General features: G+C 64.4%; 27 protein-coding genes and 3 pseudogenes. 1 reads left to right on the forward strand and 29 read right to left on the reverse strand.

The features are described from left to right. Window positions 1-9: 9 nt before the first annotated feature. The 16 genes from KF910_RS03485 to tet(G) form a co-directional block, all read right to left on the reverse strand. Window positions 10-231 carry a DUF2274 domain-containing protein gene (locus KF910_RS03485; protein WP_292258814.1) on the reverse strand — a complete coding sequence of 74 codons (222 nt, stop codon included), beginning with the start codon at window positions 229-231 and terminating at the stop codon, window positions 10-12. A 2-nt stretch (window positions 232-233) separates the two neighbouring features. Beyond that, on the reverse strand, window positions 234-1,370 hold the full coding sequence (locus KF910_RS03490; protein WP_292258815.1) for a TrbI/VirB10 family protein: 1,137 nt from the start codon (window positions 1,368-1,370) through the stop codon (window positions 234-236). After that, entirely contained in the window at window positions 1,367-2,362 is a 996-nt protein-coding gene (trbG, locus tag KF910_RS03495) for a P-type conjugative transfer protein TrbG (RefSeq protein ID WP_292258816.1), read from the reverse strand. The genes KF910_RS03490 and trbG overlap by 4 nt, the downstream gene beginning before the upstream one ends. Next, the gene (gene trbF, locus KF910_RS03500) at window positions 2,359-3,048 is read right to left on the reverse strand and encodes a conjugal transfer protein TrbF (RefSeq protein ID WP_099547428.1); all 690 of its coding nucleotides are present in this window, start codon (window positions 3,046-3,048) and stop codon (window positions 2,359-2,361) included. The genes trbG and trbF overlap by 4 nt, the downstream gene beginning before the upstream one ends. Next, window positions 3,045-4,436 (reverse strand): P-type conjugative transfer protein TrbL, encoded by a 1,392-nt coding sequence (gene trbL, locus KF910_RS03505; protein ID WP_292258817.1) that lies wholly within the window; start codon window positions 4,434-4,436, stop codon window positions 3,045-3,047. The genes trbF and trbL overlap by 4 nt, the downstream gene beginning before the upstream one ends. A gap of 2 nt (window positions 4,437-4,438) precedes the next feature. Beyond that, window positions 4,439-4,705, reverse strand: a complete 267-nt coding sequence (gene trbK-alt / locus KF910_RS03510; protein ID WP_099547426.1) for a putative entry exclusion protein TrbK-alt — start codon at window positions 4,703-4,705, stop codon at window positions 4,439-4,441. A gap of 14 nt (window positions 4,706-4,719) precedes the next feature. Then, the gene (gene trbJ, locus KF910_RS03515) at window positions 4,720-5,493 is read right to left on the reverse strand and encodes a P-type conjugative transfer protein TrbJ (RefSeq protein WP_099547425.1); all 774 of its coding nucleotides are present in this window, start codon (window positions 5,491-5,493) and stop codon (window positions 4,720-4,722) included. After that, a complete protein-coding gene (trbE, locus tag KF910_RS03520; protein ID WP_292258818.1) occupies window positions 5,490-7,982 on the reverse strand; it encodes a conjugal transfer protein TrbE in 2,493 nt (830 codons plus the stop codon). Before trbE ends, trbJ begins: the two co-directional genes overlap by 4 nt. Before the next feature lie 13 nt (window positions 7,983-7,995). Continuing rightward, window positions 7,996-8,277, reverse strand: a complete 282-nt coding sequence (locus tag KF910_RS03525; protein ID WP_029074213.1) for a VirB3 family type IV secretion system protein — start codon at window positions 8,275-8,277, stop codon at window positions 7,996-7,998. After that, window positions 8,277-8,609: a TrbC/VirB2 family protein gene (locus tag KF910_RS03530; RefSeq protein WP_292258819.1), complete on the reverse strand. Its 333-nt coding sequence runs from the start codon at window positions 8,607-8,609 to the stop codon at window positions 8,277-8,279. Before KF910_RS03530 ends, KF910_RS03525 begins: the two co-directional genes overlap by 1 nt. Then, window positions 8,606-9,553 carry a P-type conjugative transfer ATPase TrbB gene (trbB, locus tag KF910_RS03535; RefSeq protein ID WP_200973972.1) on the reverse strand — a complete coding sequence of 316 codons (948 nt, stop codon included), beginning with the start codon at window positions 9,551-9,553 and terminating at the stop codon, window positions 8,606-8,608. The genes KF910_RS03530 and trbB overlap by 4 nt, the downstream gene beginning before the upstream one ends. A gap of 194 nt (window positions 9,554-9,747) precedes the next feature. Then, complete coding sequence (locus KF910_RS03540; RefSeq protein ID WP_090613559.1) at window positions 9,748-10,257, reverse strand: CopG family transcriptional regulator; 510 nt, start codon at window positions 10,255-10,257, stop codon at window positions 9,748-9,750. After that, a complete protein-coding gene (locus tag KF910_RS03545; RefSeq protein WP_099547422.1) occupies window positions 10,238-12,226 on the reverse strand; it encodes a conjugal transfer protein TraG in 1,989 nt (662 codons plus the stop codon). Before KF910_RS03545 ends, KF910_RS03540 begins: the two co-directional genes overlap by 20 nt. A 131-nt stretch (window positions 12,227-12,357) precedes the next feature. Then, window positions 12,358-13,278 carry a LysR family transcriptional regulator gene (locus KF910_RS03550; RefSeq protein WP_292258878.1) on the reverse strand — a complete coding sequence of 307 codons (921 nt, stop codon included), beginning with the start codon at window positions 13,276-13,278 and terminating at the stop codon, window positions 12,358-12,360. Window positions 13,279-13,281: 3 nt separating this feature from the next. Continuing rightward, a protein-coding gene (locus KF910_RS03555; RefSeq protein WP_292258820.1) for an IS5 family transposase occupies window positions 13,282-14,039 on the reverse strand; the annotation gives its coding sequence in 2 pieces (ribosomal slippage) (window positions 13,282-13,718 and window positions 13,718-14,039; 759 coding nt in all). Between the two features lie 161 nt (window positions 14,040-14,200). Continuing rightward, window positions 14,201-15,376 carry a tetracycline efflux MFS transporter Tet(G) gene (gene tet(G) / locus KF910_RS03560; RefSeq protein WP_292258821.1) on the reverse strand — a complete coding sequence of 392 codons (1,176 nt, stop codon included), beginning with the start codon at window positions 15,374-15,376 and terminating at the stop codon, window positions 14,201-14,203. Between the two features lie 103 nt (window positions 15,377-15,479). Between tet(G) and tetR(G) the strand changes: the two genes are divergently transcribed. Beyond that, window positions 15,480-16,106, forward strand: coding sequence for a tetracycline resistance transcriptional repressor TetR(G) (gene tetR(G) / locus KF910_RS03565; RefSeq protein ID WP_000163574.1), 627 nt, complete (start codon window positions 15,480-15,482; stop codon window positions 16,104-16,106). Here tetR(G) and KF910_RS03570 read toward each other — a convergent pair. The 13 genes and pseudogenes from KF910_RS03570 to KF910_RS03625 all read right to left on the reverse strand — a co-directional run. Beyond that, window positions 16,103-16,219, reverse strand: a pseudogene (locus KF910_RS03570) (DUF3363 domain-containing protein); the annotation flags it as partial. The gene tetR(G) and the pseudogene KF910_RS03570 sit on opposite strands and share 4 nt — an antisense overlap. A 93-nt stretch (window positions 16,220-16,312) precedes the next feature. After that, entirely contained in the window at window positions 16,313-17,527 is a 1,215-nt protein-coding gene (floR, locus tag KF910_RS03575; protein WP_292258822.1) for a chloramphenicol/florfenicol efflux MFS transporter FloR, read from the reverse strand. A gap of 314 nt (window positions 17,528-17,841) precedes the next feature. Further along, complete coding sequence (locus tag KF910_RS03580) at window positions 17,842-18,804, reverse strand: LysR family transcriptional regulator (protein WP_292258823.1); 963 nt, start codon at window positions 18,802-18,804, stop codon at window positions 17,842-17,844. A gap of 12 nt (window positions 18,805-18,816) precedes the next feature. Then, window positions 18,817-19,812 carry a 23S rRNA (adenine(2503)-C(2))-methyltransferase RlmN gene (gene rlmN / locus KF910_RS03585; protein ID WP_207896397.1) on the reverse strand — a complete coding sequence of 332 codons (996 nt, stop codon included), beginning with the start codon at window positions 19,810-19,812 and terminating at the stop codon, window positions 18,817-18,819. 171 nt (window positions 19,813-19,983) lie between these two features. Continuing rightward, complete coding sequence (locus KF910_RS03590; protein WP_029074205.1) at window positions 19,984-20,553, reverse strand: TetR/AcrR family transcriptional regulator; 570 nt, start codon at window positions 20,551-20,553, stop codon at window positions 19,984-19,986. 104 nt (window positions 20,554-20,657) lie between these two features. Beyond that, window positions 20,658-22,055 carry a DUF3363 domain-containing protein gene (locus KF910_RS14280; protein WP_371413031.1) on the reverse strand — a complete coding sequence of 466 codons (1,398 nt, stop codon included), beginning with the start codon at window positions 22,053-22,055 and terminating at the stop codon, window positions 20,658-20,660. A 9-nt stretch (window positions 22,056-22,064) separates the two neighbouring features. Next, window positions 22,065-22,712 (reverse strand): annotated as a pseudogene (locus KF910_RS14305) (relaxase/mobilization nuclease domain-containing protein); the annotation flags it as partial. Window positions 22,713-23,025: 313 nt separating this feature from the next. Then, complete coding sequence (locus KF910_RS03600; protein WP_246751659.1) at window positions 23,026-23,958, reverse strand: lytic transglycosylase domain-containing protein; 933 nt, start codon at window positions 23,956-23,958, stop codon at window positions 23,026-23,028. Then, window positions 23,955-24,290, reverse strand: a complete 336-nt coding sequence (locus KF910_RS03605) for a DUF736 domain-containing protein (protein ID WP_207588934.1) — start codon at window positions 24,288-24,290, stop codon at window positions 23,955-23,957. Before KF910_RS03605 ends, KF910_RS03600 begins: the two co-directional genes overlap by 4 nt. A gap of 36 nt (window positions 24,291-24,326) precedes the next feature. Then, on the reverse strand, window positions 24,327-24,872 hold the full coding sequence (locus KF910_RS03610) for a S26 family signal peptidase (protein ID WP_207588936.1): 546 nt from the start codon (window positions 24,870-24,872) through the stop codon (window positions 24,327-24,329). Continuing rightward, window positions 24,869-25,387 carry a DUF2840 domain-containing protein gene (locus KF910_RS03615; RefSeq protein ID WP_207588938.1) on the reverse strand — a complete coding sequence of 173 codons (519 nt, stop codon included), beginning with the start codon at window positions 25,385-25,387 and terminating at the stop codon, window positions 24,869-24,871. Before KF910_RS03615 ends, KF910_RS03610 begins: the two co-directional genes overlap by 4 nt. Before the next feature lie 301 nt (window positions 25,388-25,688). Then, window positions 25,689-26,522, reverse strand: a pseudogene (locus tag KF910_RS03620) (replication initiator protein A); the annotation flags it as partial. Next, window positions 26,523-26,792, reverse strand: a complete 270-nt coding sequence (locus KF910_RS03625; RefSeq protein ID WP_024353481.1) for a helix-turn-helix transcriptional regulator — start codon at window positions 26,790-26,792, stop codon at window positions 26,523-26,525. It lies immediately after the preceding pseudogene. Between the last annotated feature and the right edge of the window lie 69 nt (window positions 26,793-26,861).

Consider the following 26,861-nt stretch of genomic DNA (forward strand, 5'->3'; position numbering starts at 1 on the left):
GGATAGGACTTAGCTTGTGGCTCGCCGTGCCTTGGCGAAACCGCGATCCGTTGCGATGAACCGCTCCAACATGGGCACGATCAGCCTGACGGGATCGGCGACGGGCTGGCCGCTCTCGCGGGCCAGCACCTCGGCATAGGCGACCAGATCGCGGTGAAGCGCCGCAGGCAGCTCCACCGTCACCTTGACGGGCTTGTCGTCGGGCAGCGGGCCGAGTTTCAGCTTGGTCATGCTCAACCTCTTGTCGGCTCGAACACGAGGTCGCGGGTTACGATGATGCGAACCGGGAACCCCGGCCGGATGGTGAGCGTCGGCGCAACCTGCAACTGGCGCTGGACGATCTGCTGGCCGGCCTGATTGACGGTATCCTGCGCCCCGTCGCGGATGGCGCGGATCAGCCGGTCCTCGTCGCTCGTCGCCAACTCTGTGCCGACTGCGAGCAGCGTGGACAGCCCTGCGGCCTTCATCAGATCCCACCAATGATAATCGACGCCATCCTCAAGGCCGGCATAGCCGCTGGCGTCCGCGCCCGGCAGGCGCTCCAGAACGATGGAGCGGCCGCCCGGCAGGATCAGGCGGTTCCACACCAACAACACGCGGCGCTGGCCGAAGGTCACGCCATCGTCGTATTGGCCGATGATGCGCGTGCCCTGCGGGATCAGGAGCAGCGAGCCGGTCGGGCTGTCATAGACGTTTTCCGTGACCTGCGCGGTGATCTGGCCGGGAAGGTCCGAACGGATGCCGGTGATGAGCGCGGCCGGGATCACGGCCCCGGCCTGAAGAATATAGGGCGACGCTGGCGGCATGACGCGATCCGGGGCGACGGTCTGCCGGTCCACCGGCCCGTTGAGAAACGCCGTATGCCGATTCTGCCCCGTCCCGTCCGGCTGCGCGCCGATTCCGGCGAGGCCCGGCATGACCGTTCCGTCTGGCGCTCCGGTGCGCGGGCCGGACTGGAAGAACACGTTGCTCAAGCGCGCGGCTTCTTCCTCGGCGAGACGGCGCTGTTCGTCGGGATCGACGGCGGGCGTCGCCATCGTAGGCGGTGCGACGGGCTGCCCTCGGTTCTGGGCGTCGAGGATCGGACGGCCGAGGTCGCCCGGCAGCGCCGGGCCGAGCACCGGGCCGGTGTAGTCGCGCGGCAGGCCGGATAGCCCGTCCGCCGTGGGTCGGTTCTCGGTCGAATAGAGTTCTTCGCTGCCCGGTCCTGCATCGCGGGTCTGGAGCGCGTAGATCAGTGCGCCCCCGATGCCGAGAAGCGCGACAGCGCCAGCGCCTGCCAGCATCTTGCGGGACAGGCGGGTGACGCGGGGCGGCTCGGCGCGCAGCCGCATGGGTGCAGCGGTGTCGGTGATGGTGTTGTCTGTCATGACGGGGAGTCTCCGGTCGCGCTGGCGGGCTGCGCGGCGGCGGCCTGCGTCGGGTTGATGCGGACGATCCTGACGACCTGCTGGCGGTTGCCGCTGCCAAGGCGCAGCTCGGCCGTGCCGAACAGCCGGTCAACGATCAGGACGTTCTGGTGGACTCGACTGTTGACGATCTGCTGCTCGCCATTGGAGCCGAGCACGAAGATCGGCGGCATCTCGCCCTGCACGATCCCGGCCGGGAAGACGACATAGACGCGGCGGCCATCGTCGAAGACAGAGCTGGGTCGCCACGGCGGGCTGTCGCCTGTCAGGCCGTAGCGGTAATTCCTAGCGGTCTCGGCCGGCATGACGGGCGCGGCCGGGACTGTCTGGCGCTGACTGGCAGGCGTTGCGGGATAGGCCCAAGCCACGGCAGGCATATAGAGCGATTCCCGCGCGCGCAGCTCGATCATGTAAGTGCGCCGGTCGGTGGTGACGACAAGGTTGGTGGAAATGTCCGTGCGTGTCGGCTTCACAAGGATATGGACGCGGCGGTTCGCACCGCTGCCGCTCTCGGTGTCGCCGATGATCCAACGCGCGGTGTCGCCGGCCGCGATCGGCCCCGCGCCGGTCAGGCTCTCGCCCGGCTCCAGCGCAATGGTCGTGATCTGCCCAACTGCGGCATAGACCTGATAGAGCGCGCCTTCGCTCCACGGATAAATCTGGATCGCGTTGTAGTAGCCTTCGCGGCGCGGCTCGACGCGGGCGGCGGCGTTGGCATTCTCGACGCGGCCGGTCGGCGTGCCGGCAGCCTCGCCGCCCCGCGCCACGGTCCATGCCGGCGGGACATGCAGCGGCCGGGGCGTGTCGTTGGTGACGGCCGCCTGCACGGTCGGCAGCGGCGGCACGGTATCGTCATAGCTCCATTGCTGGGCGCGATTGGTGGCGCAGCCCGCAAGCATGGTGGCCGAAAGCAGCATGGCGGCAACGGCCGGGGTGCGGGTGATCGTCCTCATTGGCTCATCTCCCGCGACCATGAAATTGCGTTGACGTAGATTCCGAGCGGATTGGCGCGCAGGCGCTCGGCATTGCGCGGTGGCTGGATCACGATGGTCAGGATCGCGGTCCAGCGTTCGGTCGTGGCGAGCTGGCCGCTCTCGAAATGGCGTTCGGTCCACGCTACCCGAAAGCTGTTGGGGGATGCGCGGATGACGCTCGAGACCTCGACGGCGACCTGCTGACGGCCGACCTTGGCAAAGGGATCATTGGCGCGGGCGTAGTCGTTCAAGGCAGCCGCGCCGCGATCCGTGGTCCACTCATAAGCCCGAAGCCAATTCTGGCGGACGATGATGGCGTCGGCCGGGATCGCGCGGACCTGCTCGATGAAGCGGCCGAGATGGAAAGCGATCTGCGGGTCAGTCGGGCGATAATCCGCGTTCGCGGGCGCGACGGTCTGCGCCTGTCCGAGATTATCGACCTGCACCACCCAAGGCACCACGGTCCCCCGTGCGGATTGCCAGACCAGCGCCGAGGCGAAGCCGGCGGAAAGGATCAGAGAACCGAAGGCCATGAGCCGCCAGTTCCTCGCCTGCACGCGGGCCGAGCCGATACGCTCGTCCCACGCCTGCGCGGCCTTCTGATATGGCGTCTCGGGTTCGGGTGATTTGCCGTAATGGGTTGCGGGTCGTTTGAAGATGCTCATGAGCGGTCACTTTCGGAAAGGTTGACGGAGGAACCGGAGCCGTGGCTGTCGCCGGAGCGAACGGCATGTGCTGACATGGTGGTGCCGTGATTGAGGGCCTGCCGGCGCTGCATCCGCTGCGCCCAAGCCGGAGGACCAGCGGGGGAAGTCGGCGGCGCGGCTGCCGCAGTGGCGCTGGCGCTGGCGCTGCCTACCGTGCCCATGGAGGACGCGCCGCCCGTCGCACCGAAACCGGCGCGCACGCCATCGGCGAAGCTGGACTTGACGCTTTCGCTTACTTGGGATGTTGCATTAGAGGCAGCGCGTTTTAGCGGCGAGATGGCGGCCGAGCCTGCGGCGCGTGCAACACCGCCGAGGCCGGAAGCAACGCCTGCCGCTCCGGTCTGGCCGAGTGAGCCTAGGCTATATGCAGCGGTCGCCGCTCCCGCGGCCGTCGCGCCGCCGCGAACGGCCGCGGCCCCACCGGACAGGGCAGCAGCGCCGCCCTTCGCGGCCAGCATGGCCCCGCCGCCAGCCGCCGCGCCGCCCGCAAGCACCATGCCGCCGGCAGCGAGGCCCGTGCCTACGGCAGCACCCGCCCCGAGCTGCGGGCCGCCCGAGACGATGCCGTTGGCGATGCCGGGGCCGAAGATGCCGAGGCCGAGCAGCGACAGCGCGGCGAGCACAATCGCCATGGCGTCGTCGATACTCGGGGTCTGGCCACCGAAACCGGCCGTGAACTGCGAAAACAAGGTGCTGCCGATACCGATGATAACGGCGAGCACCAGAACCTTGATGCCGGAGGACACCACGTTGCCCAAGACCTTCTCGGCCATGAAGGCGGTCTTGCCGAACAGGCCGAAGGGGATGAGGACGAAGCCGGCAAGCGTGGTCAGCTTGAACTCGATGAGGGTCACGAAAAGCTGGATGGCGAGGATGAAGAAGGCCAACACCACGAGCGCCCATGCGAACAGCAGGCACGCGATCTGGATGAAGTTCTCAAAGAAGGCGATCCAGCCCATCAGGTCGGAAATGGAATCGAGCAGCGGGCGGCCGGCGTCGAGGCCGGTCTGCGCCACGCGGCCCGGCCGCATCAGGTCCGCAACCGAAAAGCTGGTGCCCGACGCCAGGAGGCCGAGGCCGGCGAAGCTCTCGAAGACGATGCGCGCGAGATTGTTCCAGTTGGAAATGATGTAGGCGAATACCCCGACAAACAGGGTCTTCCTGACCAAGCGCGCGATGATGTCGTCATCCGCGCCCCATGCCCAAAAGAGCGCGGCGAGCGTCACGTCGATGACAATGAGCGTCGTGGCGATGAAGGCGACCTCGCCGCCGAGCAGGCCGAAACCGCTGTCGATGTAGGAGGTGAATACGCCGAGGAAATTGTCGATGACGCCCGTGTTGCCCATGGTCAGCGCGCCTCGCTGCGATCACGGCCGAGGAAGCGGTCGCGGGATTCAGCCCATGCGGCGAGGCAGCCGGCGTCACTTGCCGCCGCCTCGCCGAGCTGCTGGCAGTGGCGCAGGGTTTCGCGCAACGGGTCGGCCGGGGGCTGGAAGGCCGGCGCAGGGGGTGGCGCGGAAGGTTCATCCTTCCGCGCCATGTCGATTGCGGTCGCCGTGACGGCGATGGCGATGAACACCACGGCCCCGAGCCGGGCCAGCATCTTGCCGTCCATGGCGAGCCTCCCGGTCAGTTGTTGCCGTTGTTGAACATCTGCGCGTTGCCCGGCTGGTAGCCGGTGCCGGGCGTGAGGAAGCGACGGCGCTGCTCGCGGCCTTGTTCGGCGGCGGTCGCACGCTCGGCCTCGGTCAGCGCGTCGGCCCGCCCGTTCGCCGAGATGAGCGCGATCAGGTCGGAAAGCTGCAGCGACTGGAGGGCAAGGAGCTGGTTGCCGGCCTGCGTGGCTTGCAGCGCGCCGGTCGCGCCTTGGCTCTGGCCGACAAGCGCGGCCATCTCGGCGCGATTGCTGTCGATGTTGCCGACGACGCCAGCCTGCACGCGCATGGCGTCCTGCAAACCGCCAACCGTATTTTCCCAACGGCCGCGCGCATCGGCGACAAGCTGGGCGTCGGTCGCGGACAGCGAGACATTGCCGTATTGGCTCTGGAACGCTTGGTCGATCTGGCCGACCTCGAACGCGAGATTTTGAGCCTGCCCGAGAAGCTGCTGCGTGCGCTGGACGTTCTGCTGGAGCTGCTGGAGCGAGCTATGCGGCAGGCTCGCAAGGTTGCGGGCCTGATTGATGAGCATCTGCGCCTCGTTCTGGAGGCTCTGAATCTGGTTGTTGATCTGCTCCAGCGTGCGCGCGGCCGTGAGCACGTTCTGCGCATAGTTGGACGGGTCATAGACGATCCGGCCGAAAAGCTGGGCATGGGCCGGGCTTGCCAGCATGGGCGAAAGCGTGACGGGCACGGCGAGCGCCAGCGCGAGGGCCGAGGCCCCGACGATCTTGGGATAGGTCATGGAAGAATCTCCTGTGTGGGGTGGGTATCGAGCCGGGCCGGCGCGGCGGATTCCGGCCGGTCGGCAAGATTGGTGAGGTTCGGGATCAGGTCGGCCGCCCAATCGACGCCGCGCTCGCGCAGCCATGCGGCGAGGAAGCCGTCGCGTCCGTGCTCGGCGAGGATTTGTGCAATGAGCGTCTGGTCGGATTTGGCGGATGCGGCGCAAAGCGCGAGGCCGACTTCGGACAGGCCAAGCTCGAACAGGCGATTGCCCCTGCGGCTTTGGCAGTAATAATCCCGCTTGGGCGTGGCCCTTGCGAGGATTTCTATCTGGCGGTCATTGAGGCCGAAGCGGCGATAGATGGCTGTAATCTGCGGCTCGATGGCGCGCTCGTTCGGCAGCAAGAGCCGCGTCGGGCAGCTCTCGATGATGGCGGGCGCGATGTTGCTCCCATCAATGTCGGACAGGCTTTGCGTGGCGAAAATGACGCTAGCGTTTTTCTTGCGGAGCGTTTTCAGCCATTCGCGGAGCTGGCCGGCGAATGCCTCATCGTCCAGCGCAAGCCAGCCCTCGTCGATGATGAGCAGCGTGGGCCGCCCGTCGAGCCGGTCACCGATGCGATGGAACAGATAGGCGAGCACGGCGGGGGCCGCGCCGGTCCCGACAAGGCCCTCGATCTCGAAGGCTTGCACATCGGCCGAGCCGAGATGTTCCGCCTCGGCGTCGAGCAGCCGGCCATAGGCACCTCCGACGCAGAACGGGCGCAATGCCTGCTTCAAGTCGTTCGACTGGAGCAGCACGGCAAGGCCGGTGATGGTGCGTTCTTCAACCGGCGCGGACGCAAGCGAAGTCAGCGCCGTCCAAAGATACTCTTTGACCTCGGGTGTGATGGCGACGCCCGCGCGTATGAGGATGGCGGCAATCCAGTCCGCCGCCCATGCGCGTTCATAGGTGTCGTGGATGCGGGCGAGCGGCTGGAGCGAGACGGACGCCTCGGCCCCTTCTGTCAGCCCGCCGCCGAGGTCGTGCCAGTCGCCGCCCATGGCGAGCGACGCGGCCCGGATCGAACCGCCGAAGTCAAAGGCGAAGACCTGCGATCCTGCATAGCGGCGGAACTGCAAGGCCATGAGCGCGAGCAGGACGGACTTCCCCGCGCCGGTCGGGCCAACGACAAGGGTGTGTCCTACGTCGCCGACATGGAGACTTAGCCGGAACGGGGTTGAGCCTTCAGTCTTTCCAAAGAGCAAAGGGGGTGCACCGAAATGCTCGTCCCGTTCCGGCCCCGCCCACACCGCTGAAAGCGGGATCATGTGGGCGAGATTCAAAGTGCTGATGGGCGGCTGGCGGACATTGGCGTAGGCGTGTCCGGGCAGACTGCCGAGCCATGCGTCAACCGCGTTGACGCTCTCGGGCATGACGGTGAAGTCACGGCCCTGAACGATCTTCTCGACCAGGCGCAGCTTCTCTTGCGCCACGCGCGGGTCGGCATCCCATACGGTGACGGTCGCCGTGACGTAGGCCATGCCCGCCACGTCTGCCCCAAGCTCCTGCAACGCCATGTCGGCGTCGAGCGCCTTGTTCGCCGCGTCGGTGTCCACAAGGGCGGACGCCTCGTTGGTCATCACCTCTTTCAAGATCGCCGCGATGCTCTTGCGCTTAGCGAACCATTGGCGACGGATGCGGGTCAGCAACCGGGTCGCATCGGTCTTGTCGAGCAGGATCGCGCGCGTGCCCCACCTGTAGGGGAACGGCAGCCGGTTCATCTCGTCGAGCAGGCCCGGCATCGTTGCGGTCGGGAATCCCACGATGGTCAGGACGCGCAGATGTGTGTCGCCAAGGCGCGGCTCCAGCCCGCCAGTCAACGGCTGGTCGGCGAGCAGCGCGTCGAGGTGCATCGGCACCTCGGGCACGCGCACGCGATGGCGGTTGGTTGAGATGGTGGAATGGAGGTAGGTCAGCGTTGCGCCGTCATCCATCCAACGGCACTCGGGCATGAAGCCGTCGAGCAGCGCCAGCACGCGGTCGGTGCGGTCGATGAAGCCGCGCATCAGCTCCCACGGGTCCACGCCGGTTTTCTCGCGGCCCTCATAGAGCCATGCCTCAGTGCGGGCGGCTTCCTCGGCCGGGGGCAGCCAGAGGAAGGTGAGGAAGTAGCCGGACACGAAATGCGCGTCCGCTTCCTCGAAATCAGCCTTCCGTTCCGCATCGACCAGCGCCGACGCGGGATCAGGAAAGATGCTATCGGGATAGGTCGCCGCCTCGCTGCGCTGTGCCTCGACGAAGATGCTCCAGCCGGAGCCGAGACGGCGCACGGCGTTGTTGATGCGGCCGGCGACGGCGACCAGCTCGGCCGCGACGGCGGAATCCAGATCGGGGCCGCGAAACTTCGCGGTCCTCTGAAAACTCCCATCCTTGTTCAAGACGACGCCGGAGCCGACCAGTGCCGCCCATGGCAGATAGTCGGCGAGTCGGGTGGCGGTGCTGCGGTATTCGGCAAGGTTCATCATCGACGCGCCTCCCTCACACCGCCAGATGGCCGGGGATGCGCAGATGCCGCCGCCCGACCTCGACAAAGAGGGGATCGCGCTTTGCCGCCCACACGGCCGCGAAATGACCGATGGCCCAGATGGCGATGCCGACCAGCCAGAGGCGCAGGCCGAGGCCCACGGCCCCGGCCAGCGTGCCGTTCAGAATCGCGATGGAGCGCGGTGCGCCGCCGAGCAAAATATGCTCGGTCAGCGCCCGATGGACCGGGACCGTGAACCCCGGCACCGCGTCGAGCTGTTCGAGGCCGCCCGCCATCAGATGAGCGCCCCGCCGCCGAACGAGAAGAACGACAGGAAGAAGCTCGACGCCGCGAAGGCGATGGACAGGCCGAACACGATCTGGATCAGCTTGCGAAAGCCGCCGCCCGTATCGCCGAAGGCCAAAGTCAGGCCGGTCACGATGATGATGATGACGGCGATGATCTTGGCGACCGGCCCTTCGATGGACTGGAGGATGCTTTGGAGCGGTGCTTCCCACGGCATCGACGAACCGGACGCATGGGCGGCCGGGGCAAGCATGAGGCTGATGGCAAGGGCAGATGCGGCGGTCGTGGCGAAGCGATAGCCGCGCGTAAGGGTGCGGATCATGAAGATTCTCCTGTGCTGGTGGGGATTGCCGAAGGGATGGGATGCGTGATGCGGTAGTCGCCGTCCGGCCCCAGCCCCTCGACGCGGGCAAGCTCGGCCAGCCGGCGCGCGGAACCGCGCCCGGAAAGGACGGCAACAAGGTCGATAGTCTCGGCGATCAGCGCACGCGGGACCGTGACGACAGCCTCTTGGATGAGCTGTTCAAGGCGACGAAGCGCGCCGATGCCGGTGCCGGCGTGAATGGTGCCGATCCCGCCGGGATGGCCCGTGCCCCATGCTTTGAGCAGGTCGAGGGCTTCCGATCCGCGCACCTCCCCAATCGGGATGCGGTCGGGGCGCAGGCGCAGCGAGGACCGCACAAGGTCCGACAGGCTGGCGACGCCATCCTTGGTGCGCAGCGCCACCAGATTGGGCGCGGCACATTGCAGCTCGCGGGTGTCTTCGATGATGACGACACGATCCGCGCCCTTGGCGACCTCCGCCAAAAGGGCATTGGTGAGCGTGGTCTTGCCGGTGGAAGTGCCGCCCGCCACCAAGATATTGGCGCGGGCTGCGACGGCTTCGCGCAGCGTTTCCGCCTGATCGGCAGACATGATGCCGGCGGCCACATAGTCGTCGAGCGTGAACACCGCGACGGCAGGTTTACGGATGGCGAAGGCCGGCGCGGCGACCACGGGCGGCAAAAGGCCCTCGAACCGTTCCCCGCTCTCGGGCAGCTCTGCCGAGACGCGGGGGCTGCGGGCATGAACCTCTGCGCCGACATGATGCGCGACCAGCCGCACGATGCGTTCGCCATCGGCGGCGGACAGGCGTTCGCCCGTGTCGGAAAGCCCTTCGGACAGCCGGTCCACCCAAAGGCGACCGTCCGGGTTCAACATTACCTCGACCACGGCCGGGTCTTCGAGCAGCCGGGCAATGGCGGGGCCGAGCGCGGTGCGCAACATGCGCGCGCCGCGCTGGATCGCTTCCTGTCTGTGGTGGTTGGTGGTCATGTCGGCCCCGGCTTCTGGCGGGGCGCAACAGGCGGTCCCCGGATCGGGGTCGATTAAGAGAGACCGAAATGCGGCCGGTTCAACAAGTATCTATGAGGCGGCGGTGATCGGCGGCGAACGGCGGTAAATAGGATGGGTCCGAATACTCATTCTTGATCGCCGTTGCTCTCGGACTCGTCCGGCAACTGATCGTCGGGAAGTGAGTCGAGGTCACGCGACAGCTCCTTGAGGAACCTGTCGCCCGTCGCCAGACGCCGGCCGAGATTTTGCATGAAGCCCTCGAACCGCTCCGCGCCTTTCGCTCGGGCAGCGGATTGTGCGGCTCCCGTAAGCGGCGGTGTGATGGTCATCCAGAAATGGATGAACTGCGCGACCGTCTCGCCGAGGACGGCGAGATCCAGGTCGAGCGTGTCGATCTGGCGGCCGAGCTTGTCCATGCGGCGCGACATGGCGGCTTCAAGCTGGTCGTCGGCATCGCCGGACAGGTAAGATATGACCGCCGCCTCCACGATGGCGGATTTTGAGACATTACGGCGCAGCGCCACCGAGCGGCGCAGCGCCATCGCTTCGATCTGCGGAATGAGCGCGGGGTCGAAATAGAGATTCAGGCGGGTTCTGGTTGCCATGGTCGTGTCCTCAAAGGTCGATTCCGTCATCGGGGTTCAATGCGACCTGCCGCGCGACCATCCTCATACGTTGGCGCATGGCGCGGGCCTTGGCCGCGTCAACGTCCGGCTCGTCGTCCACAAACTCGAACTCCTGTTCGGGTGATGGCGGCGGGGCGACGATTTCCTCATGCTCAGGCAGCTCCGGCTCGCGGCGGATGCCAGCATTGGCCGGATCGCCCTCGGCCCCGTGTGCGGCGTCGGTCGCGGAATGGCTTTCCGCCGCGACCACACGGCCGGACCAATCATCGGCGGATGGACTGGGCGCCAGCGGAGCGGCGACCAGATCGGGCGGGGTCAGGATGCGTTCCTGCAACCGCGCGTCCTCGAAATAGCGGGCCTTGGTCGCGCGGATCGGCGGTGTGCCCGCGACCATCACGATTTCATCGGTGGGCGGAAGCTGCATGATTTCGCCCGGCGTGAGTAGCGGGCGGGCCGTCTCCTGCCGTGAAACCATGAGATGCCCAAGCCACGGGGCCAATCTGTGCCCGGCGTAGTTGGTGGAGTCGCGCAGTTCGGTCGCGGTGCCGAGTGCGTCGCTCACCCGCTTGGCCGTCCTTTCGTCGTTCGTGGCGAAGCTGACGCGCACATGGCAGTTGTCGAGGATCGCGTTGTTCGGGCCATAGGCGCGCTCGATCTGGTTGAGGCTCTGCGCGATCAGGAAGCCTTTGATTCCATACCCCGCCATGAAGGCGAGCGCCGATTCAAAGAAGTCGAGCCGGCCGAGCGCCGGAAACTCGTCCAGCATCAACAGCAGCCGATGGCGCTTGCCGGAGGTGGTCAGTTCCTCGGTCAACCGCCTGCCGATCTGGTTGAGGATCAGGCGAATGAGCGGCTTGGTGCGGTTTATGTCGGATGGCGGCACGACCAGATAGAGCGTGACGGGCTGGCGGCTGCCGACCAGGTCGGCAATGCGCCAGTCGCACCGCGCCGTCACCCGCGCCACCACGGGATCGCGGTAGAGGCCGAGAAACGACATGGCGGTGGAGAGCACGCCCGACCGCTCGTTCTCGGATTTGTTCAACAGTTCGCGGGCGGACGACGCGATGACGGGATGAGCGCCTGCTTCGCCGAGATGCGGCGTGTCCATCATCGCGCGCAAGGTTGCCTCGACCGGGCGGCGGGGATCGGACAGGAAGTTGGCGACGCCCGCCAAGGTCTTGTCCTTCTCCGCATAGAGAACATGCAGGATCGCGCCGACCAGCAAGCTATGGCTGGTCTTTTCCCAATGGTTGCGCTTGTCGAGACTGCCTTCGGGATCGACCAGAATATCCGCGATATTCTGCACGTCGCGGACTTCCCATTCGCCTTGCCGGACTTCGAGCAACGGATTGTAGGCGGACGATCTGGCGTTCGTGGGATCGAACAGCAGCACACGGCCATGCTTCGCGCGAAAGCCCGCTGTCAGGGTCCAGTTCTCGCCCTTTATGTCGTGAACGATGGCGGATGCCGGCCATGTCAGCAGCGTCGGCACCACCAGCCCGACACCTTTGCCGCTGCGCGTCGGGGCGAAGCATAGGACATGCTCAGGACCATCATGGCGCAGATAGTCCCGGTCGTATCGGCCGAGCAGGACGCCATCGGGGCCGAGCAATCCGGCCGCATGGATTTCCTTGCCCTCGGCCCATCGCGCCGATCCATAGGTGGCGACGTTGCGCGCTTCCCGCGCCCGGATGATCGACATGAAGATGGCGGCGGCGATGGCGAGGAAGCCGCCCGATACCGCGATGATGCCGCCCTCGACGAAGATCGCGGGCGCGTAGGCGTCGAACGAAAACCACCACCAGAAGAAGGCGGGCGGATAATAGACCGGCAGGCCCGCCAGCTCGAACCATGGTGCTCCAAGCTGCGGCTGGAAGCCGAGGCGGAACGCCGTCCATTGCGTCGCTGCCCACACCATCACCAGAACGATGGTGAAGACGGCACCAATCTGCCCCCAAAGGATTCGGCCTCCGCGCATACAGGCTCCAGTCGGCAAAAAAAGACGGAGCCGATCAGAGAGTAGGCAAAATCGGGACGGGCAACAGGAAAGAGGATGCCGGAGGGCTGCCGGATACTATCGGCGGCAAATAGGACGGGTCGCCTTTGCCGTTATCGTGCCGGTCGAGTGCCATCTAGGAAACGATTGGGCGAATCGCCGTCACGCTTCATTTTGCCTGCGAGGTTGAGTAGATTTTTCAGTGCGGAGCTGCGATTGAACGGCGACCAGACGGCTGTAAAGGCAACCGGCTCCGGTTCATCGAGGAAGGGCAGGAAGACGATGCCGGTCGTCGGCAATAATGACGTGGCCTCGCCGACGATAGTGATGCCGAAGCCTTGTCCGACCATAGATAGCAGCGTGCCGCGCCCCACATCAAAGCGCAGGATCGACGGTGCGGGCCAACGCCCGGCAAGGCGCAGCACGATATGGTCATGGACCTGCGGGCCGGTGCCACCATAGCGAACAATGAAAGTCTCGCCGACCAGATCGGACCAAGTGATTGCGGACTGCCCGGCGAGGCGATGCCCATCCGATAGCACCACCACCAGCGGTTCGGTCCAGATCGGTCGGGTATGGCAGTCGGGTGGTTGGGGCGTGCCCGCGACGAACGCCACGTCCAACCTGCCGGCGCGAAGCTGCACCACCGCTTCACGGGCCGGGCCTTCGGCGATCTCGACTTCAACATCGGGGTAATCCTTGCGGTATTGGCCGATCAGCTTTGCGAGGAAGCTATGCGGAATCAGGGCATGGATACCGATACGAAGCCGGCCGCTTTCTCCGGCTGCCGCCATGCCGGCGGTTTTCACCGCATGGTCGAGTTGGTCAATACCTACGGCTATCCGCTCGACGAAATGGCGTCCGGCCTCGGTCAGCCGAACGCCGCGCGCATGACGCTCGAACAAGAGGATGCCGAGGTCTTCTTCCAGTGCCTTCACGCGGGCGCTGACGCTGGACTGTGCAACGCCGAGCGCGTTGGCGGCGTGACGGAAGTTGAGATATTCGGCGACAGCGAGAGTGTGAACTAGGCTCAGGACTCATAGCCAGAACAGGACGGTCGCGGCGAGGGCGATGGCGGACAGGAAGACCGTCGGACAGCGATCGTAGCGGGTGGCGACCCGGCGCCAGTCTTTCAGGCGTCCAAACATGATTTCGATCCGGTTTCGCCGCTTGTAGCGTCGCTTGTCGTAGCGGATCGGTTCGGTGCGGGTTTTGCGGCCTGGGATGCACGGCGTGATCCCCTTGGCCTGCAAGGCGCCCCGGAACCAGTCGGCGTCGTAGCCCCTGTCGCCCAACAACCACTGGGCGCGTGGCAGGCTGTCCAGGAGAGCGGCAGCGCCGATGTAGTCGCTGACCTGACCCGCTGTCATGAAGAGGCTGATGGGCCGCCCGTTCGCATCGGTCACGGCGTGCAGCTTGGTGTTCATGCCGCCTTTCGTGCGTCCGATCAGTCGCCCGAGACCCCCTTTTTTACCCGCAGGCTCGAAGCCGTGCGGTGCGCCTTGAGATAGGTCGCGTCGATCATGACCGTGCGGCGTTCGGTCTGAGCCCCGGAGAGGCCCTCCATCATCCGGATGAAGACGCCAGCCTCACTCCATCGCTTCCAGCGGTTGTAGAGGGTCTTGTGCGGCCCGTAGGCCGCCGGCGCATCTCGCCAGCGGAGGCCGTTGCGGTTGACGAAGATGATCCCGCTCAACACCCGGCGGTCGTCAACGCGCGGCTTGCCGTGGCTCTTTGGGAAGAAGGGCTCCAGCCGAGCCATCTGCTCGTCCGTCAGCCAATACAGGTCGCTCATATCCAGACTCCTCAGGAGCCTGAATCAGACCGAACGCCTCACATCAATGGGTCCTGAGCCTAAGGTCATCATTGGCACTCGCCCCGAAAGGAGATGATTGCTCAACAGATTTAATCCGTCATTTCTCCTAAGTCTACGCATGCCAAATCGCCATGACTAAATCACAATGAAGTTGCGAATGGTCTGCGTAGTATTGGCAGACATATTAAATAGAGGATCGCGCCGACAATCCAAACCCAACCGTTCCATGCCCCGGCGGTGGCAGAATAGAGTGCTGTGAAGCCAAGCGGTCCTGCGATAGAGCTTAGATTGGTGAGGCTCGTTAGCGTTCCTTGCAAAGCCCCTTGCTTGTTACTGCTGACATTGTTTGAGAGCATTGCCTGCAAGGCCGGCATGCCAACACCCCCGGCGGCAAGCAGCAACAGAATCGGGAACACCATCCATCCCTGCGTGGCAAAAGCCAGAAGAACGAAGCCAGTCGAATCCGCAGCCATGCCAAACAGCAGCGTGCGCCGCTCTCCAAGCCGGCTTGAAAGCGGGCCGGTAACAAACGCTTGGAAGATCGCATGTGTTGCCCCAAACGCCGCGAGCGACAAACCAACGGTCGCGGTGTTCCACTGAAAACGGTCCTCGCCATATATGACCCATAGGGCTGCAGGCACTTGGCCGATCAGTTGAATAATGAAGAAAACTGCGAAAAGCGCACCTAGCCCGCGCAATGCATCATCCAGCCGTAACAGAACGAATGGTTTGATGCGAACCGGCTTTCCGGTCCCGCCATGGCTGTGATGAGTCTCCTTGAGGAAAATGCAGGCAAGCAGGAACGCGAACCCGTTGAGAAGGGCGGCGGCGATAAACGGGGCATGAGCAGAGATACCACCGAGCATGCCACCAAGTGCTGGCCCGGCAATCATGCCCGCCCCATAACAGGCCCCCATGTAGCCGAACCAGCGTGCGCGAGAACCTTCCCCCGTCGAATCGGCAATGGTTGAGGCTGCTACAGCTCCGGTTGCGCCCGTGACGCCGGACACGAGTCGGCCGATATAGAGCACCCATAAGACCGGCGCTGATGCCATAATCGTGTAATCGACTGCGGCTCCTGCAAGAGAAGCCAGAAGTACCGGACGCCGACCGTAAGAATCCGAAAGCTGTCCAAGCATGGGCGCGAAGACGACCTGCATCAATGCATAGAGCGACAGCAAGGCACCATAGTGTCCAGCGACCTGCTCTGCTGGCACAAGCTCACGCAGAAGCGTCGGAAGGACGGGCATGATGAGGCCGAGACCCATGGCGTCAAGACCCACGATCAGCAGGGCAATGATGGCAGAGCTGCGCACCTGAAACTCCAGCGCCGCTCAATGGAGCGACTTTATCAACGATAAGGAGATGGACATAGAACTTATCGGTGATAAATTGTCAAGCACTGGCGAAGGAACGTGAATGACCAAACTGGACAAGGGCACCGTGATCGCGGCGGCGCTAGAGCTGTTGAACGAGGTTGGCATGGACAGCCTGACGACGCGGAAGCTCGCTGAACGCCTCAAGGTTCAGCAGCCTGCGCTTTACTGGCATTTCCAGAACAAGCGAGCGCTGCTTGATGCGCTCGCCGAGGCGATGCTGGCGGAACGCCATACCCGCTCGCTACCCGAAGAGAATGAGGACTGGCGGGTGTTCCTGAAAGAGAATGCCCTGAGCTTCAGAACGGCGTTGCTCTCTTATCGCGACGGCGCGCGTATCCATGCCGGCACTCGACCGACAGAACCGAATTTTGGCACCGCCGAGACGCAAATACGCTTTCTCTGCGCGGAGGGCTTTTGTCCGAAGCGCGCCGTTTGGGCGCTCCGGGCGGTCAGTCACTATGTGGTCGGTTCCGTTCTCGAGCAGCAGGCATCTGATGCCGATGAGAGAGTTCCGGACAGGCCAGATGTGTCCGAGCAAGCACCGTCGTCCTTCCTGCACGATCTGTTTCACGAGTTGGAAACAGACGGCATGGATGCTGCGTTCAACTTCGGACTCGACAGCCTCATCGCTGGTTTCGAGCGGCTGCGTTCATCTACAACAGATTAGAGGCTTATGCCCCTTTGCCGCCCCAACTGCCACGACACCGATCCGCTTTGCACGATGCCCATGACCTCACGGCCGAGCTGGCGGTCGATGACCGGCCGCCACGGGACAAGGGAAATGAGCGGTATCTTGCCAGACAGGATACCGCCATTCACGAGGTTTCGAAGATTATTGCGCCGCATCGGAGCGGGCTTGCTTCCAGTCGTCGGCTAGACGACTGGCGACTTCTCGGTGGCAGTCCCACGGAGCCGAAGGAGCGCCAGCCCCAACGACACCAGCACTGCCATTGCCGTGGCGTAACAAATCACGGGCCACGCTGTATCGCCGTTTAACAGCGTCACCGCCAATGTCCCGACGATACTGACTATCAGGCTTTGGATGCAGAAGTAGAACGCAACCGCTGATCCAGCGATGTCGTCGAACTGCGCAAGTGCGCCGTTGGCGGTAACGGACACCGTGAAGACAATGCCGACCGCGACAACCCACATCGGCAGGATGAAGCTGAAAAATGACGGCGAACCGAAGAGTTCGCCGATCCCCAACAGGACCGCCCCGAAAACGAGCAACGCCATCCCGCGCGCTACGCATCCCGCGATACCCCATTTGGCAACGAAGGACTTTGCGAAGCGGGTTGTCGTGACCATGACAAGCGCGACAGTGGCGAAGGCAAAGCTGAATCCGATCTCGGAATATTCCGCTTGGCCTATGAGCACACGGGGAGCCGTCGAGAAGAAGACGAAGAAGGTGCCCATACCGGCGCTAAAGCCGATGGTGTAAACCCAAAAAGCCGGACTCGCGAAGATCGGCAAAACAGATCGGCGCGTCTTCGCTTGATCCAGAGGGCGGGTTTCGTGCCACCTGAAACCCGCATTTAGGAGTGCGAGCATCGCCAGTATAGCCAAAGCAATGAATATCGCCTGCCATCCCAAGAACTCGCCGATCAACGCTCCGGCGATAGGGCCGAGCGCAGGTACGAACGCCAGCATCGAACTGAAAAGGCCGTAGATGACGACACCCTCAGGACGACTGGCATAAACGTCGCGAACCGTCGCGAACGTCGCCACCAGCATGGCCGACGCGCCGACTGCTTGAAGCAGACGGAAAGCGACAAAGGCTGGTGCAGTTGAAGACCAAGCTGCTCCCAGAGACGCAATGACGAAAGCCGTTGCGCCCGCAAGTAGAATTGGCCGTCGCCCGATGCGGTCTGAGAGCGGACCAAAAATCACCTGGCCCACACCGAGCATCACAATATAGAGGCTCAACGTGAGTTGGATCATGGCGGGCGTCGTGTTCAGGATGCCGGGCATCGCTGGAACGACGGGGAGATAAATATCCATCGCCAGTGAAGCGAGGATGTCGAAGGGAGCCATCAGCAGTAGGGCTGCCGGCAGCGTATAGGCCCATGCAGGGCGTGTGATGGTCATGATAAGTCAACCGCTCGATTAAGAAATCTCGGGCGGCGTCTGCACATCAGCAATCACATGGGATTGGTCTCACAGAGCGCCGCAACAACAATTTTGCTGTTGCGGCTTACTTGTCTGCTGACTTTGGATTTCCCATGCTGACCACTCCACGATCACAAATTTGACTAGCTATCACTTATACGATCAGCTGTTGCCTCGCAATGCCGTATCGCTGGCTCGTAGCCACCCAATCCCCCGCTGTTGACGTTCCCGTCATTCTTGGCCGTATGAAACCCCTATGCCTTGCTTTGGCGGTTGGCTGGAACGGCAGAGGTTCAGTCGACGCGGATCAGCCGACCCATTTCTTTTGCGAGAGAGAGCAGATCACGGAGCGCGGCGCTTCGATTGAACGGCGACCAGACGGCGGTAAAGGCAACCGGCTCTGGCTCATCGGCGAAAGGCAGGAAGGTGATGCCGGCAGTCGGCAGCAGTGCCGTCGCTGCCCCGACGATGGTAATGCCGAATCCCTGTCCGACCATGGATAGTAGCGTGCCACGTCCTACGTCGAAGCGCAGTATCGAAGGCGCGGGCCAGCGCCCGGCAAGGCGCAGCACGATATGGTCATGAACCTGCGGGCCAGTGCCACCATAGCGGACAAGGAAGGTTTCGCCGACCAGATCGGCCCAAGTGATTGCCGGCTGCCCGGCAAGACGATGCCTATCCGGTAGCACCGCTACCAGCGATTCAGTCCAGACCGGCCGTGTATGGCAGTCGGGCAGCTCTGGTGTGCCAGCGACGAACGCCACGTCCAGCCGGTCGGCACGAAGCTGCATGACCGCATCGCGGGCCGTGCCTTCGGTGACTTCGACCTCGATGCCGGGATGGTTTTCCCGATACTGCCCGATCAGATCGGCGAGGAAGCTGCGCGGAATCAAGGCATGGACGCCGATGCGCAGGCGGCCCCATTCCCCCGTCGCCGCCATGCCTGCGGTCTTCACCGCATGGTCGAGTTGATCGACGCCGGCTGCGATCCGCTCGACGAAGTGGCGTCCGGCTTCGGTCAACCGAACGCCACGCGCACGACGCTCGAACAGGAGGATGCCAAGGTCTTCTTCCAGCGCCTTCACGCGGGCGCTGACGCTGGATTGTGCAACCCCGAGTGCGTTCGCTGCGTGGCGGAAGTTGAGATATTCAGCGACCGCAAGCGTCTGGATCAGCGACAAGAGAGGTATGCGCGACCCGAGCAGCGTTTCACTTGATCGGAAGGCATCGTTCGCATGTCTTTTCGAACGCCGCATCCTATGCTCCCGCTAGGCGGCCTTTTTTGTGGCTCCGCGTTTTTCGACCGGGATTCCGCGCAGATCGCGCAACCAGAGCTGACCGCATGCCGCCGAAATATCCCGCCCCTGTGTATCCCGCACCACGACCGGCACACCGGCGCGATCCAGCACTTCACGGAAAAGTCCGAGGCTGCGGTCGCCGGTTCGATCAAGCGCGATGCCATCGACAGGATTCCAGCGCATAAGGTTCACACGCGCCCTTCGCTTGTTCATGAGACCGGCAAGCCGTTTCGCATCAGCAAGCGTGTCGTTGATGCCGGGGAGGACCAGATAGACAAAGGTGACGATCCGGTTGTGCCGTTCCGCCCATGACGAAGCGCGCGCGATGACCTCCTTGATGTCGTGCTTACGCGATCCGGGGATGAGACGGTCGCGAACTTCCTGCGTCGTCGCATGCAGCGATATAGTCAGATTGATCGCCAGATGCTCTTCTCGCAATTGCGCTAGAGCCTTCGGTATGCCGATGGTCGAAAGCGTGATTCCCGTGGTGGGAAAATTCATCCCTCGCCGGTCGCGCAGGATACGAATCGCCTTCATCACCTGCTCGTAGTTGTTCAAAGGCTCGCCGATGCCCATGAACACGATCCGGTTGACCTTCGGCCCGAGTTGAACGACCTGTTCGACAATCTCGCCCGCCGAAAGGTTGCGCTTGAGGCCGGCTTGGCCGGAAGCGCAGAACTGGCAGGCGAAGGCACATCCAACCTGTGACGAAATACAGGCGGTGTGTCCGTCGTGACGACGGATCAGAACGCTTTCAACGGCATAACCGTCATGAAGGCCGAAAAGCACCTTCTGCGACCGACCGCCGCGCTCATGCGTGATTTTGCGAAGGCTCCGCAACTGGACGCCCCGAGCCTCTGACCAGTTCCGCAAGGCGCGCGGCAGGTCCATGTGTGGGCAGAACAGGTCGCGATAGGCGATTTGCGGCCCGCTGCTCGCGTTCAACGCATCGAACTCGTCGGCCATGAGGTTCAGCGCCAAGGTTGGCGCAGGCAGTGCTTTTTGTCGTTCGGCCCCCAACGGGCTGGGTTCTTGTATAGGCATGATAGTCGTTCCGGGTTTCCGTGCCCGGCGATACCGTGGCGCATGCCTTATAAATAACCGACACGACTGTTATAAACAACCCTCCATATGGTGTTACCCGAACACATGGTCGGGATAGAGGACGGACAGAAGCATGTGGGTGCGCTTGGTCATGAAAGCCGCTAGCTCGCCTTCCGGCTCAACGAGCCATTGCATGCAAGACCCCTGAATGACCGTCTGAATCAAGCCGGCGGTATGCTCGGGTGGGCGCGGCCCGGCGGGCAGTCGTGCCTCGATAGCTTTCAGGACCAGTCTGTTCCGCTCCGCCGCAAGGGCGCGAAGCGACGGCTCCTGAACGTCTCCCCACAATAGAAGAAGGTAGCCTTCCGTTCCGGCACCGTCACCCATACCGGCGATGAGGTCCTTGAGCATCGCCCACAGCGGATCGAGGCCCTTTTCGGGACTCGCACCCGCGAAATAGTCGCGCACCTCCTGCGTGTTGCGCTCCATGACCTTTAGATGCAGCGTCGCCTTGTCTTTGAACCGCTGGATCAGTGCAGCCCGCGAGATGCCGACCGCTTCCGCAACATCGGAGAGGGTGAAGGCCGATGGACCTTTCTGAAGAAGGATGCCTAGCGCGGTATCTAGAATGAACTCATCGCTATGAAGTTTCGGTCTCGGCATATCTTCTTTTCTACTGCTCGCTTGAATGATGGCCCCTACAATAGCCGGCATCCAGCGTGAGATACACGGGGCATGATAGATACCGGATGAAACACGCGTATGTGCTAAAGGCCAAGGTCATGCCTTCGCCCCAACTGCCACGACACCGATCCGCCCTGCACGACGCCAGTGATCTCGCGGCCGAGCTGGCGGTCGATCACCGGCCGCCACGGGACAAGCGTGAACTCATGGCTCTTTTCCACCACGGCGAACTTGCCGCTCGATAGCTGAACGGTCCCGGTGAACTTGCCGCTGACGTTCTCGCCGTCCGTGGCGGCACGGAACGGCAACCCCTTGCCCTCGGCCATCTCCGCGCCAATGCGGGCAACCTCCCGCTCGCGCAAGGTGGCGAGAAGGCTGCGCCGGTAGAAGATGCGGCCGTTCCGTGCTCGGGTGGCATCGCCCTGTTCGATGTGATGCTCGCGCCGCTGGTCCATCGCCTCACGCACCTGCTGGCCGAAGCCGGCCGGCGCAAGGTCGGCCGTTTCGCCATGGACCAATCGCCGGTCCAGCCATGTCGTGCCGTCCGATCCGATCTGCTTGCCTAGATCGACCGGGGAAAGGATGCGAACGCTGGCCTGCCGGTCACGGCCGGCGTCATAGGCGGCGGCGCGGCTGACCAGATCATCGGGGATGCGCCATTGGTCGGCGTCGATCCTCTCGACGATCCCGGCGCGGCGCAATGCCTCCAGTCGCCGGACATGGGCATCGACATAGCCCTCATAATCGCCGCCCGGAACGCGGCCCTCGAACTTCGCCTGCTCCAGATGGCGGCTCGGACGATAGATGCCGTCCTCGGTGATGGCGGCAATGGCGCGTTCGGACGGTCGGGCGGTCGCCTCGGCCGGGCCGATCTGGACGACGCTGCAAACGCGGGCGTCCTCCAGCCGCTCGGGCGCGATGCCTGCGATGTGGTGCGTCCTGCCGTCGATCCCGTCCACCACAATGGTCAGGTTCTCGCCCAGCTCGTCCGACAGGTGCTTGTCCACGACGCGGCCGACGATGGGTGTCTCTGGCGCTCCGTCATGGATTTGAAAGCTCATGGGATCGCGTTCGCCTCCCTGCGGGCCGAGCGCCTTCTGCATGGTGCGGATAATGTCGCCGCGCTCGCCCAACTCGCGCAGGGCCGGCTCCATGTCCTTGCTCAACTCCCAAACGCCGGGCGCGTGCTCGGTCGCCAGTCCCATCTTCTCCAGCTTGGCGAGACGGCGCAGGCGTAAGGTGCGCTCGAACTGGCGGCGCGGTGCGGCCGGTTCATGGCGCAGGTCGAGGAACCGGGCATCGGCTTCCTCGGCCATGGCGCGGTCAATCCGGGTGAAGCGGTCCTGGTCTATCTCGGCCGACAGCTTGCGGGTCTGCTCGATTTCGGTGACGGGGCCGAGTTCCAGACTGGCAAGCTCGCTGGCGCGCTCCCGTAGGCCGTTGGCGAGGTAGTCGCCATTGATGATTAGATCCTCGCCCATCTCGTCGCGGCCGTTGACGATGACATGCACATGGGGATGGCCGGTGTTGTAGTGGTTGACGGCGACCCAATCGAGTTTCGTGCCGAGGTCGGCTTCCACCTGCTTCATGAAATCGCGGGTGTAGGCCGTGAGGTCCGATAGCTCCGCGCCATCCTCGGGCGAGACGATGAATCTGAACTGGTGGCGGTCGTCCTTGCCGCGATCAAGGAAGGCGTCGCCATCGGCGCGGTCCTCGGTCGCCGAATAGAGCCGGCCCCGCTCGCCGTCGCGTGACGTGCCGTCGCGCTGGACATAGCGCAGATGCGCGCGGGCGCGTGCGCCCTTCCACGCGGCCCGAACGCTGCGCTGCTTGACGATCACGCGGCGGCTGCCGGGCTGGCGATGATGCCATTGGCCGGAGATGTTCCGAGCGCGCACGAAGCTCGCGCCCCGGCCGCGCTTCACGCCCTTGCCGCTGGCGACCACGGCACGGGACCGCCCCGGCGATGACGGGCGAGCGGATGACGGCATGGAAGGATCGCGGGAGGCTGCTGCCTGATGCTGCCGGGTGATCTTCTTGACCTGCGTGAAAAAGCTCTTGGTCTTGCCGGCCTTCGGTGTGTCGGATCGGATACGGCCCGGCTTCGGACGGAAGCGGTTTTCATCGTCGGCGCTCATGGGCGCGACTCCTGATAAAACCACCGAAAAACGGCTGATATGGGCCTATGGTGCCGCTCGAAACCCAGCAAAGCCAAGGCTTTGTGCGAAATCGCGGCACGCGACCCCTCAAAACCATGGTGCCGGAACCGGCCACCTAACCAGTGTGCAGACAACAACAATTTCCAGAAGCGGCCCGATATGGTGCCGTCTTCTTTAATCTTGCCCTCCGCCCTTTCTGCCTTTTCTGCCCCTCCTGCCGGGAATCCAGCCGGGCAAAAACCTGCCTGACTGGACACCGGAATGAGCGCCGCCGAGCGCGGGAACGCCGCCCTCATGGCGTTCCCGAACCGCTCGCGTCGGCGACGAAAATGCTGTCGCCCTGCGACTCTGCATCGGCGGGATCGCGCGCCGGAACGGTCGCGCGGGCGTCGCCGGATTGTGCGTCGGACGGCGGCGCGGCGACGGCCCGCGTGTCGCCCGGACGCATGACGAACAGCGGTGCCTCGCGCCAATCAGGCGGCGGTGGCGGTGCCGATGACGGCGGTTCGGTTGCAGCCGCGCCGCCGAGGATCGGCGCGAGCGCGGCGACATAGGCCCGCGTTTCGGCCGGCAGGGTGCGGCCGGTCGCAAGGTATTCGTCATAGCGGCCGGGGCCGGCGTTATATGCCGCGAGCATCGCCGCGACATTGCCGTAGCGATCCCACATTTCGCGCAGGTAGGCCGTGCCAGCCATTATGTTGTCGCGCGAGTCGTAGGGGTCGCGGCCGAGGCCGTAGCGGATGCGCAGGCCCGTCCATGTGTCGGGCATCACCTGCATCAATCCCATCGCGCCGGCCGACGAAACCGCACGCACGTCGCCCGCGCTTTCGGCGCGCAGCACGGCACGAATCCATTGCTCGGGGATGCCGAAACGCTGCGACGCCTCGGCGATGTGGACCGCATAAGGATGGGCGGCGGCCGGGCGCTCGACGGGCGCGGATTGTGCAACCGCGACGCCCGATCCCGCGCAAACGGAAAGCGCGCCGGCCAGTATCAGGACGGCATAGTGCCATGCAGTCCTGTCTCCGCTTCGACACCAGCCTGCCAGCGTGCGCGCTGCGGTCAAGGGCAAGGCGCTAGCGCCGGCCGATGGCCGCCCCTGACCTTCGCTGTGCGCGCCGGCCGTCCGGTGGCCGAGCGGGACGAAGGGATGAGACGGCTTTTCCGCGAACAAAGGGATGACGATCCTGGACCGGATGGCGGGCCGGACGCGCGCGGCCGTCATTCCTCGTCCTCGACTTTCCGGGGGTGCTTCCAACGCAGCGTCCAGACCGAAGGATCGTCGTTGGACTGGAACAGCTTGGCGCGGATCGGGAACGGGAAGATCGGTCCCTCCAGCCTCATCGACACGAAGTCGCCGGCATTTTCGCTGGCGTCCTTCCATGTCGGGCCGGCGTCCGGGCCGTCCTCGCTATCGAGGCGCACGCGATAGTCGGGCGCGTTTTTCACGTCGCTTGGCTTGGCCGGGACTATGAACAGCTTTTCGTGCAGGCCGAACGAATGAAGCTCCCCGGCATAGCCGGTTTCGGTGCGGGTGAAGGTGCCTATTTCTGCCATGGGAAATCTCCTGCGGTTGGCTTTCGGGGGATGGTTTCAATGCGTCGGTGCGCGCCACTCGTAGCGGCCGACGCCTTCCTCATCGGTCCAGAGCGGGACCGCTCGGCCGATGACGGAAGCTGCGGGGGTGGGTCCGAAATAGCGGCCGTCGAGGCTGTCGCGGACTTCCCAATTCATGAGGAAAAGCTGGCCGTCGCCGATCACTCGGCAGCCCCGCCAGACGGGCAGATCACGGCCGAGGCTGTCGCGCTCCAGCGCCTCGCCCATCTCGATCCCGTTCACCGTGATCGTGCGGCCGGTGCGGCAAACCCGCTGTCCCGGCAAGCCCAAGACGCGCTTCAACAGCGGGACGCCGCGCGTGATATAGCCGCGCTCGGCCATGAAGGCGGCGAGCGGTTCGGGCGGCATGACGGCGACCATCTCGGGCACCTCGATCCGCTCGGCCGGTGCGATGGTGTAGAAGCCGATGGGTGCGCTGGCCGTCGCGTTCCAGATGAGTTTCACGGGCCAATCGACGGCGCTGGCGGCGGCGATGCCGATGGCGGCGAGCGCCGTCACCGTGAGGGTGCGGCGGCGCGTCATGGGTCGATCCTTCGGCGATGAAGCCAAGCGGCATGTCGCTCGGGGGTGTAGGCGTGCGGCTCCAGATTGGCGGTCAAACGGTTATGGACGTGCCGCCAATGCTCCGGTGAGGCGTCGGCCGGATCGAGGCCGAGCGCATCCACGGCGTCGATAGCGACAAGCGCACGCTGCACCTTCGGCCAGCCGTCGAGGCGCAACAGGATTTCGCCGCCGGGACGCACGAACGGCAATGTCTGGAACGGCTCGCCCCGGCCGATGGCGCGCACAATGTCGATGCGGGAAACGACAGTGCCGTGCTCGCCCTTCGCCCATCGCACGAAGGCAAAGACGCTGCCCGGCGCGAAACCGACGACGCTGCGGCGGCGGTCGATGATCTGCTTGTAGCTCTTGCGGCCGAAGCGTATCCAGTGCTCGACCTTGCGTTTCTCGAAGGTCAGCTCGACCAATGTTGTGAAGGGCGCAGGCCCGTCCGGCAGCGGACGGCCGTGCGCGCTGCGGTGGGCGCGACGGGTCATTGTTTGTCTCCGGTGATGTGCTGGGGGCTGCGCGGGCGCAGCGCGTCGAGCGCGGCCGTCATGGCTCGCCCCTTCGGGCAGAACCGGCACCACGCTTCGGGTGCGCGCGCGTCAAAGAAAAAGAGTTAGATTCTCTGTTAGATAAGTTAGCGGTCGGATTCCGCTTTTCAGGCCAGAGCGTTAGCTGCGGTTCGTGCGCCTGATCTGCCGATAGTGCTGCGCCTGATGTGCCGATACCCCGTGCGCCTGATCTGCCGATGGCATCAACAGGGTTATCAACAGTGCCTGTTGATGAGTTTTCGGGGCGGATGCGCAGCAGCTCGCGGCCGTCTTCCCGCTCGATCTGGAGGCGGTAGCCGGGGAGTTGCTGGCGGGCCGCGATCCGGCGCAGGTCGAGCGCGAAGTCGGACGGCCGGGCGAGGCTGCCGGATTTCTGATGAAGGTGCGCGACCTCGAAAATCCAGCCGTGGCGCTGGTGCCCGGCGTGCTTTCTGGCGACGCGGTAAAGCCATCGCTCGATGCCGCCAGTCAGCCGGAAATAGGCAGGGTCGATGGTCAGGACCAGCGAGCGGTCGATGACGCTATTGTAGAACCATTCGGGCAGGACAAATTCCATGCCCTCGACGCGGCCGGCGCGCGTCGTCATTTCCTCCCACTCGTTGATCCATGAGAATTGCCGGCGACGCCAATGCGGGCCGTTGCGGATGGTGGTGGCAATGACGGTCGATTGCAGCCGCGCCAGCGCGGCTTTCAGAAGCCGGTATTGGTGATTGCCGGTCGGCCGCCCGATGGCGCGCAACAGATGGTAGGGCGTAAACCGGACAAAGCGCGACGTGGTGAGGCCGTTGTTCTCGGCCGCAACGATCTGCGAGGCCGCCCATATCAGCACATCGGCGTCCCATATGGTCGCCATGCCATGCTCGGGCATCCCGAACACCTGCACCTCTATGTCGGCGGCCTTGTAGAGAATCGGCTTGGTGCGCGGGGTCTTCGCCAGCGAGAAGAACGGCCGTTCCATCAAGTCGCGCTGGTCGCGCGGCGGCGCGTCGCCCGTTGCGACCACGAAGGGGTCTAGACGGCTGCGCTCGCTATCCTCGGTCGGGTGCGCGGGGTCGTGATCGTCCTCGCGCAGCATCTAGCAGTCGCCCCGTTCTTCGGGCGTGAGGGGACGCGCGGGAAAGACGGTGCCGGCGGTCTTGTCGCGGGTGGATTTGCGTTCGCCGACCGCGCTCCAGTCTTCCAGATCGCGGACGGTGTAGAGGACGCGACCGCCGACCTTGCGATAGGTCGGGCCGGTCCCGTAGGTGCGATGCTTCTCAAGGGTGCGGATGGATATGCCGAGGAAGCGCGCGGCTTCCTTGGTGCGCAGCAGGCGCGGCGGCAGGCCCGCAAGCGGGTTGGGCATGGATCACCTCCAGTCAGGATTGGGCTGCCGGGGGCGGCAGCGGACTGTGGCGAACCATGGCGAGGGATC

The sequence above is a fragment of the Brevundimonas sp. genome, assembly GCF_019636155.1.
Classification (GTDB): domain Bacteria; phylum Pseudomonadota; class Alphaproteobacteria; order Caulobacterales; family Caulobacteraceae; genus Brevundimonas.

Excerpts from the sequence above, each read along its gene's own strand:
- trbK-alt (WP_099547426.1), bottom strand. The coding sequence starts at position 4,705 with ATGGACGGCAAGATGCTGGCCCGGCTCGGGGCCGTGGTGTTCATCGCC.
- KF910_RS03610 (WP_207588936.1), bottom strand. The coding sequence starts at position 24,872 with ATGACGCGCCGCCGCACCCTCACGGTGACGGCGCTCGCCGCCATCGGC.
- KF910_RS03625 (WP_024353481.1), bottom strand. The coding sequence starts at position 26,792 with ATGCCCAACCCGCTTGCGGGCCTGCCGCCGCGCCTGCTGCGCACCAAG.
- trbL (WP_292258817.1), bottom strand. The coding sequence starts at position 4,436 with ATGGGCAACACGGGCGTCATCGACAATTTCCTCGGCGTATTCACCTCC.
- KF910_RS03580 (WP_292258823.1), bottom strand. The coding sequence starts at position 18,804 with ATGCGGCGTTCGAAAAGACATGCGAACGATGCCTTCCGATCAAGTGAA.
- trbB (WP_200973972.1), bottom strand. The coding sequence starts at position 9,553 with ATGTTGCGCACCGCGCTCGGCCCCGCCATTGCCCGGCTGCTCGAAGAC.
- KF910_RS03545 (WP_099547422.1), bottom strand. The coding sequence starts at position 12,226 with ATGCGCGGAGGCCGAATCCTTTGGGGGCAGATTGGTGCCGTCTTCACC.
- KF910_RS03615 (WP_207588938.1), bottom strand. The coding sequence starts at position 25,387 with ATGACCCGTCGCGCCCACCGCAGCGCGCACGGCCGTCCGCTGCCGGAC.
- trbF (WP_099547428.1), bottom strand. The coding sequence starts at position 3,048 with ATGAGCATCTTCAAACGACCCGCAACCCATTACGGCAAATCACCCGAA.
- KF910_RS14280 (WP_371413031.1), bottom strand. The coding sequence starts at position 22,055 with ATGGGCGAGGATCTAATCATCAATGGCGACTACCTCGCCAACGGCCTA.
- trbJ (WP_099547425.1), bottom strand. The coding sequence starts at position 5,493 with ATGACCTATCCCAAGATCGTCGGGGCCTCGGCCCTCGCGCTGGCGCTC.
- KF910_RS03485 (WP_292258814.1), bottom strand. The coding sequence starts at position 231 with ATGACCAAGCTGAAACTCGGCCCGCTGCCCGACGACAAGCCCGTCAAG.
- KF910_RS03540 (WP_090613559.1), bottom strand. The coding sequence starts at position 10,257 with ATGACGGAATCGACCTTTGAGGACACGACCATGGCAACCAGAACCCGC.
- floR (WP_292258822.1), bottom strand. The coding sequence starts at position 17,527 with ATGACCATCACACGCCCTGCATGGGCCTATACGCTGCCGGCAGCCCTA.
- KF910_RS03600 (WP_246751659.1), bottom strand. The coding sequence starts at position 23,958 with ATGACGGCCGCGCGCGTCCGGCCCGCCATCCGGTCCAGGATCGTCATC.
- KF910_RS03490 (WP_292258815.1), bottom strand. The coding sequence starts at position 1,370 with ATGACAGACAACACCATCACCGACACCGCTGCACCCATGCGGCTGCGC.
- KF910_RS03605 (WP_207588934.1), bottom strand. The coding sequence starts at position 24,290 with ATGGCAGAAATAGGCACCTTCACCCGCACCGAAACCGGCTATGCCGGG.
- rlmN (WP_207896397.1), bottom strand. The coding sequence starts at position 19,812 with ATGGCCGACGAGTTCGATGCGTTGAACGCGAGCAGCGGGCCGCAAATC.
- KF910_RS03530 (WP_292258819.1), bottom strand. The coding sequence starts at position 8,609 with ATGATCCGCACCCTTACGCGCGGCTATCGCTTCGCCACGACCGCCGCA.
- KF910_RS03590 (WP_029074205.1), bottom strand. The coding sequence starts at position 20,553 with ATGCCGAGACCGAAACTTCATAGCGATGAGTTCATTCTAGATACCGCG.
- trbE (WP_292258818.1), bottom strand. The coding sequence starts at position 7,982 with ATGATGAACCTTGCCGAATACCGCAGCACCGCCACCCGACTCGCCGAC.
- trbG (WP_292258816.1), bottom strand. The coding sequence starts at position 2,362 with ATGAGGACGATCACCCGCACCCCGGCCGTTGCCGCCATGCTGCTTTCG.
- KF910_RS03525 (WP_029074213.1), bottom strand. The coding sequence starts at position 8,277 with ATGGCGGGCGGCCTCGAACAGCTCGACGCGGTGCCGGGGTTCACGGTC.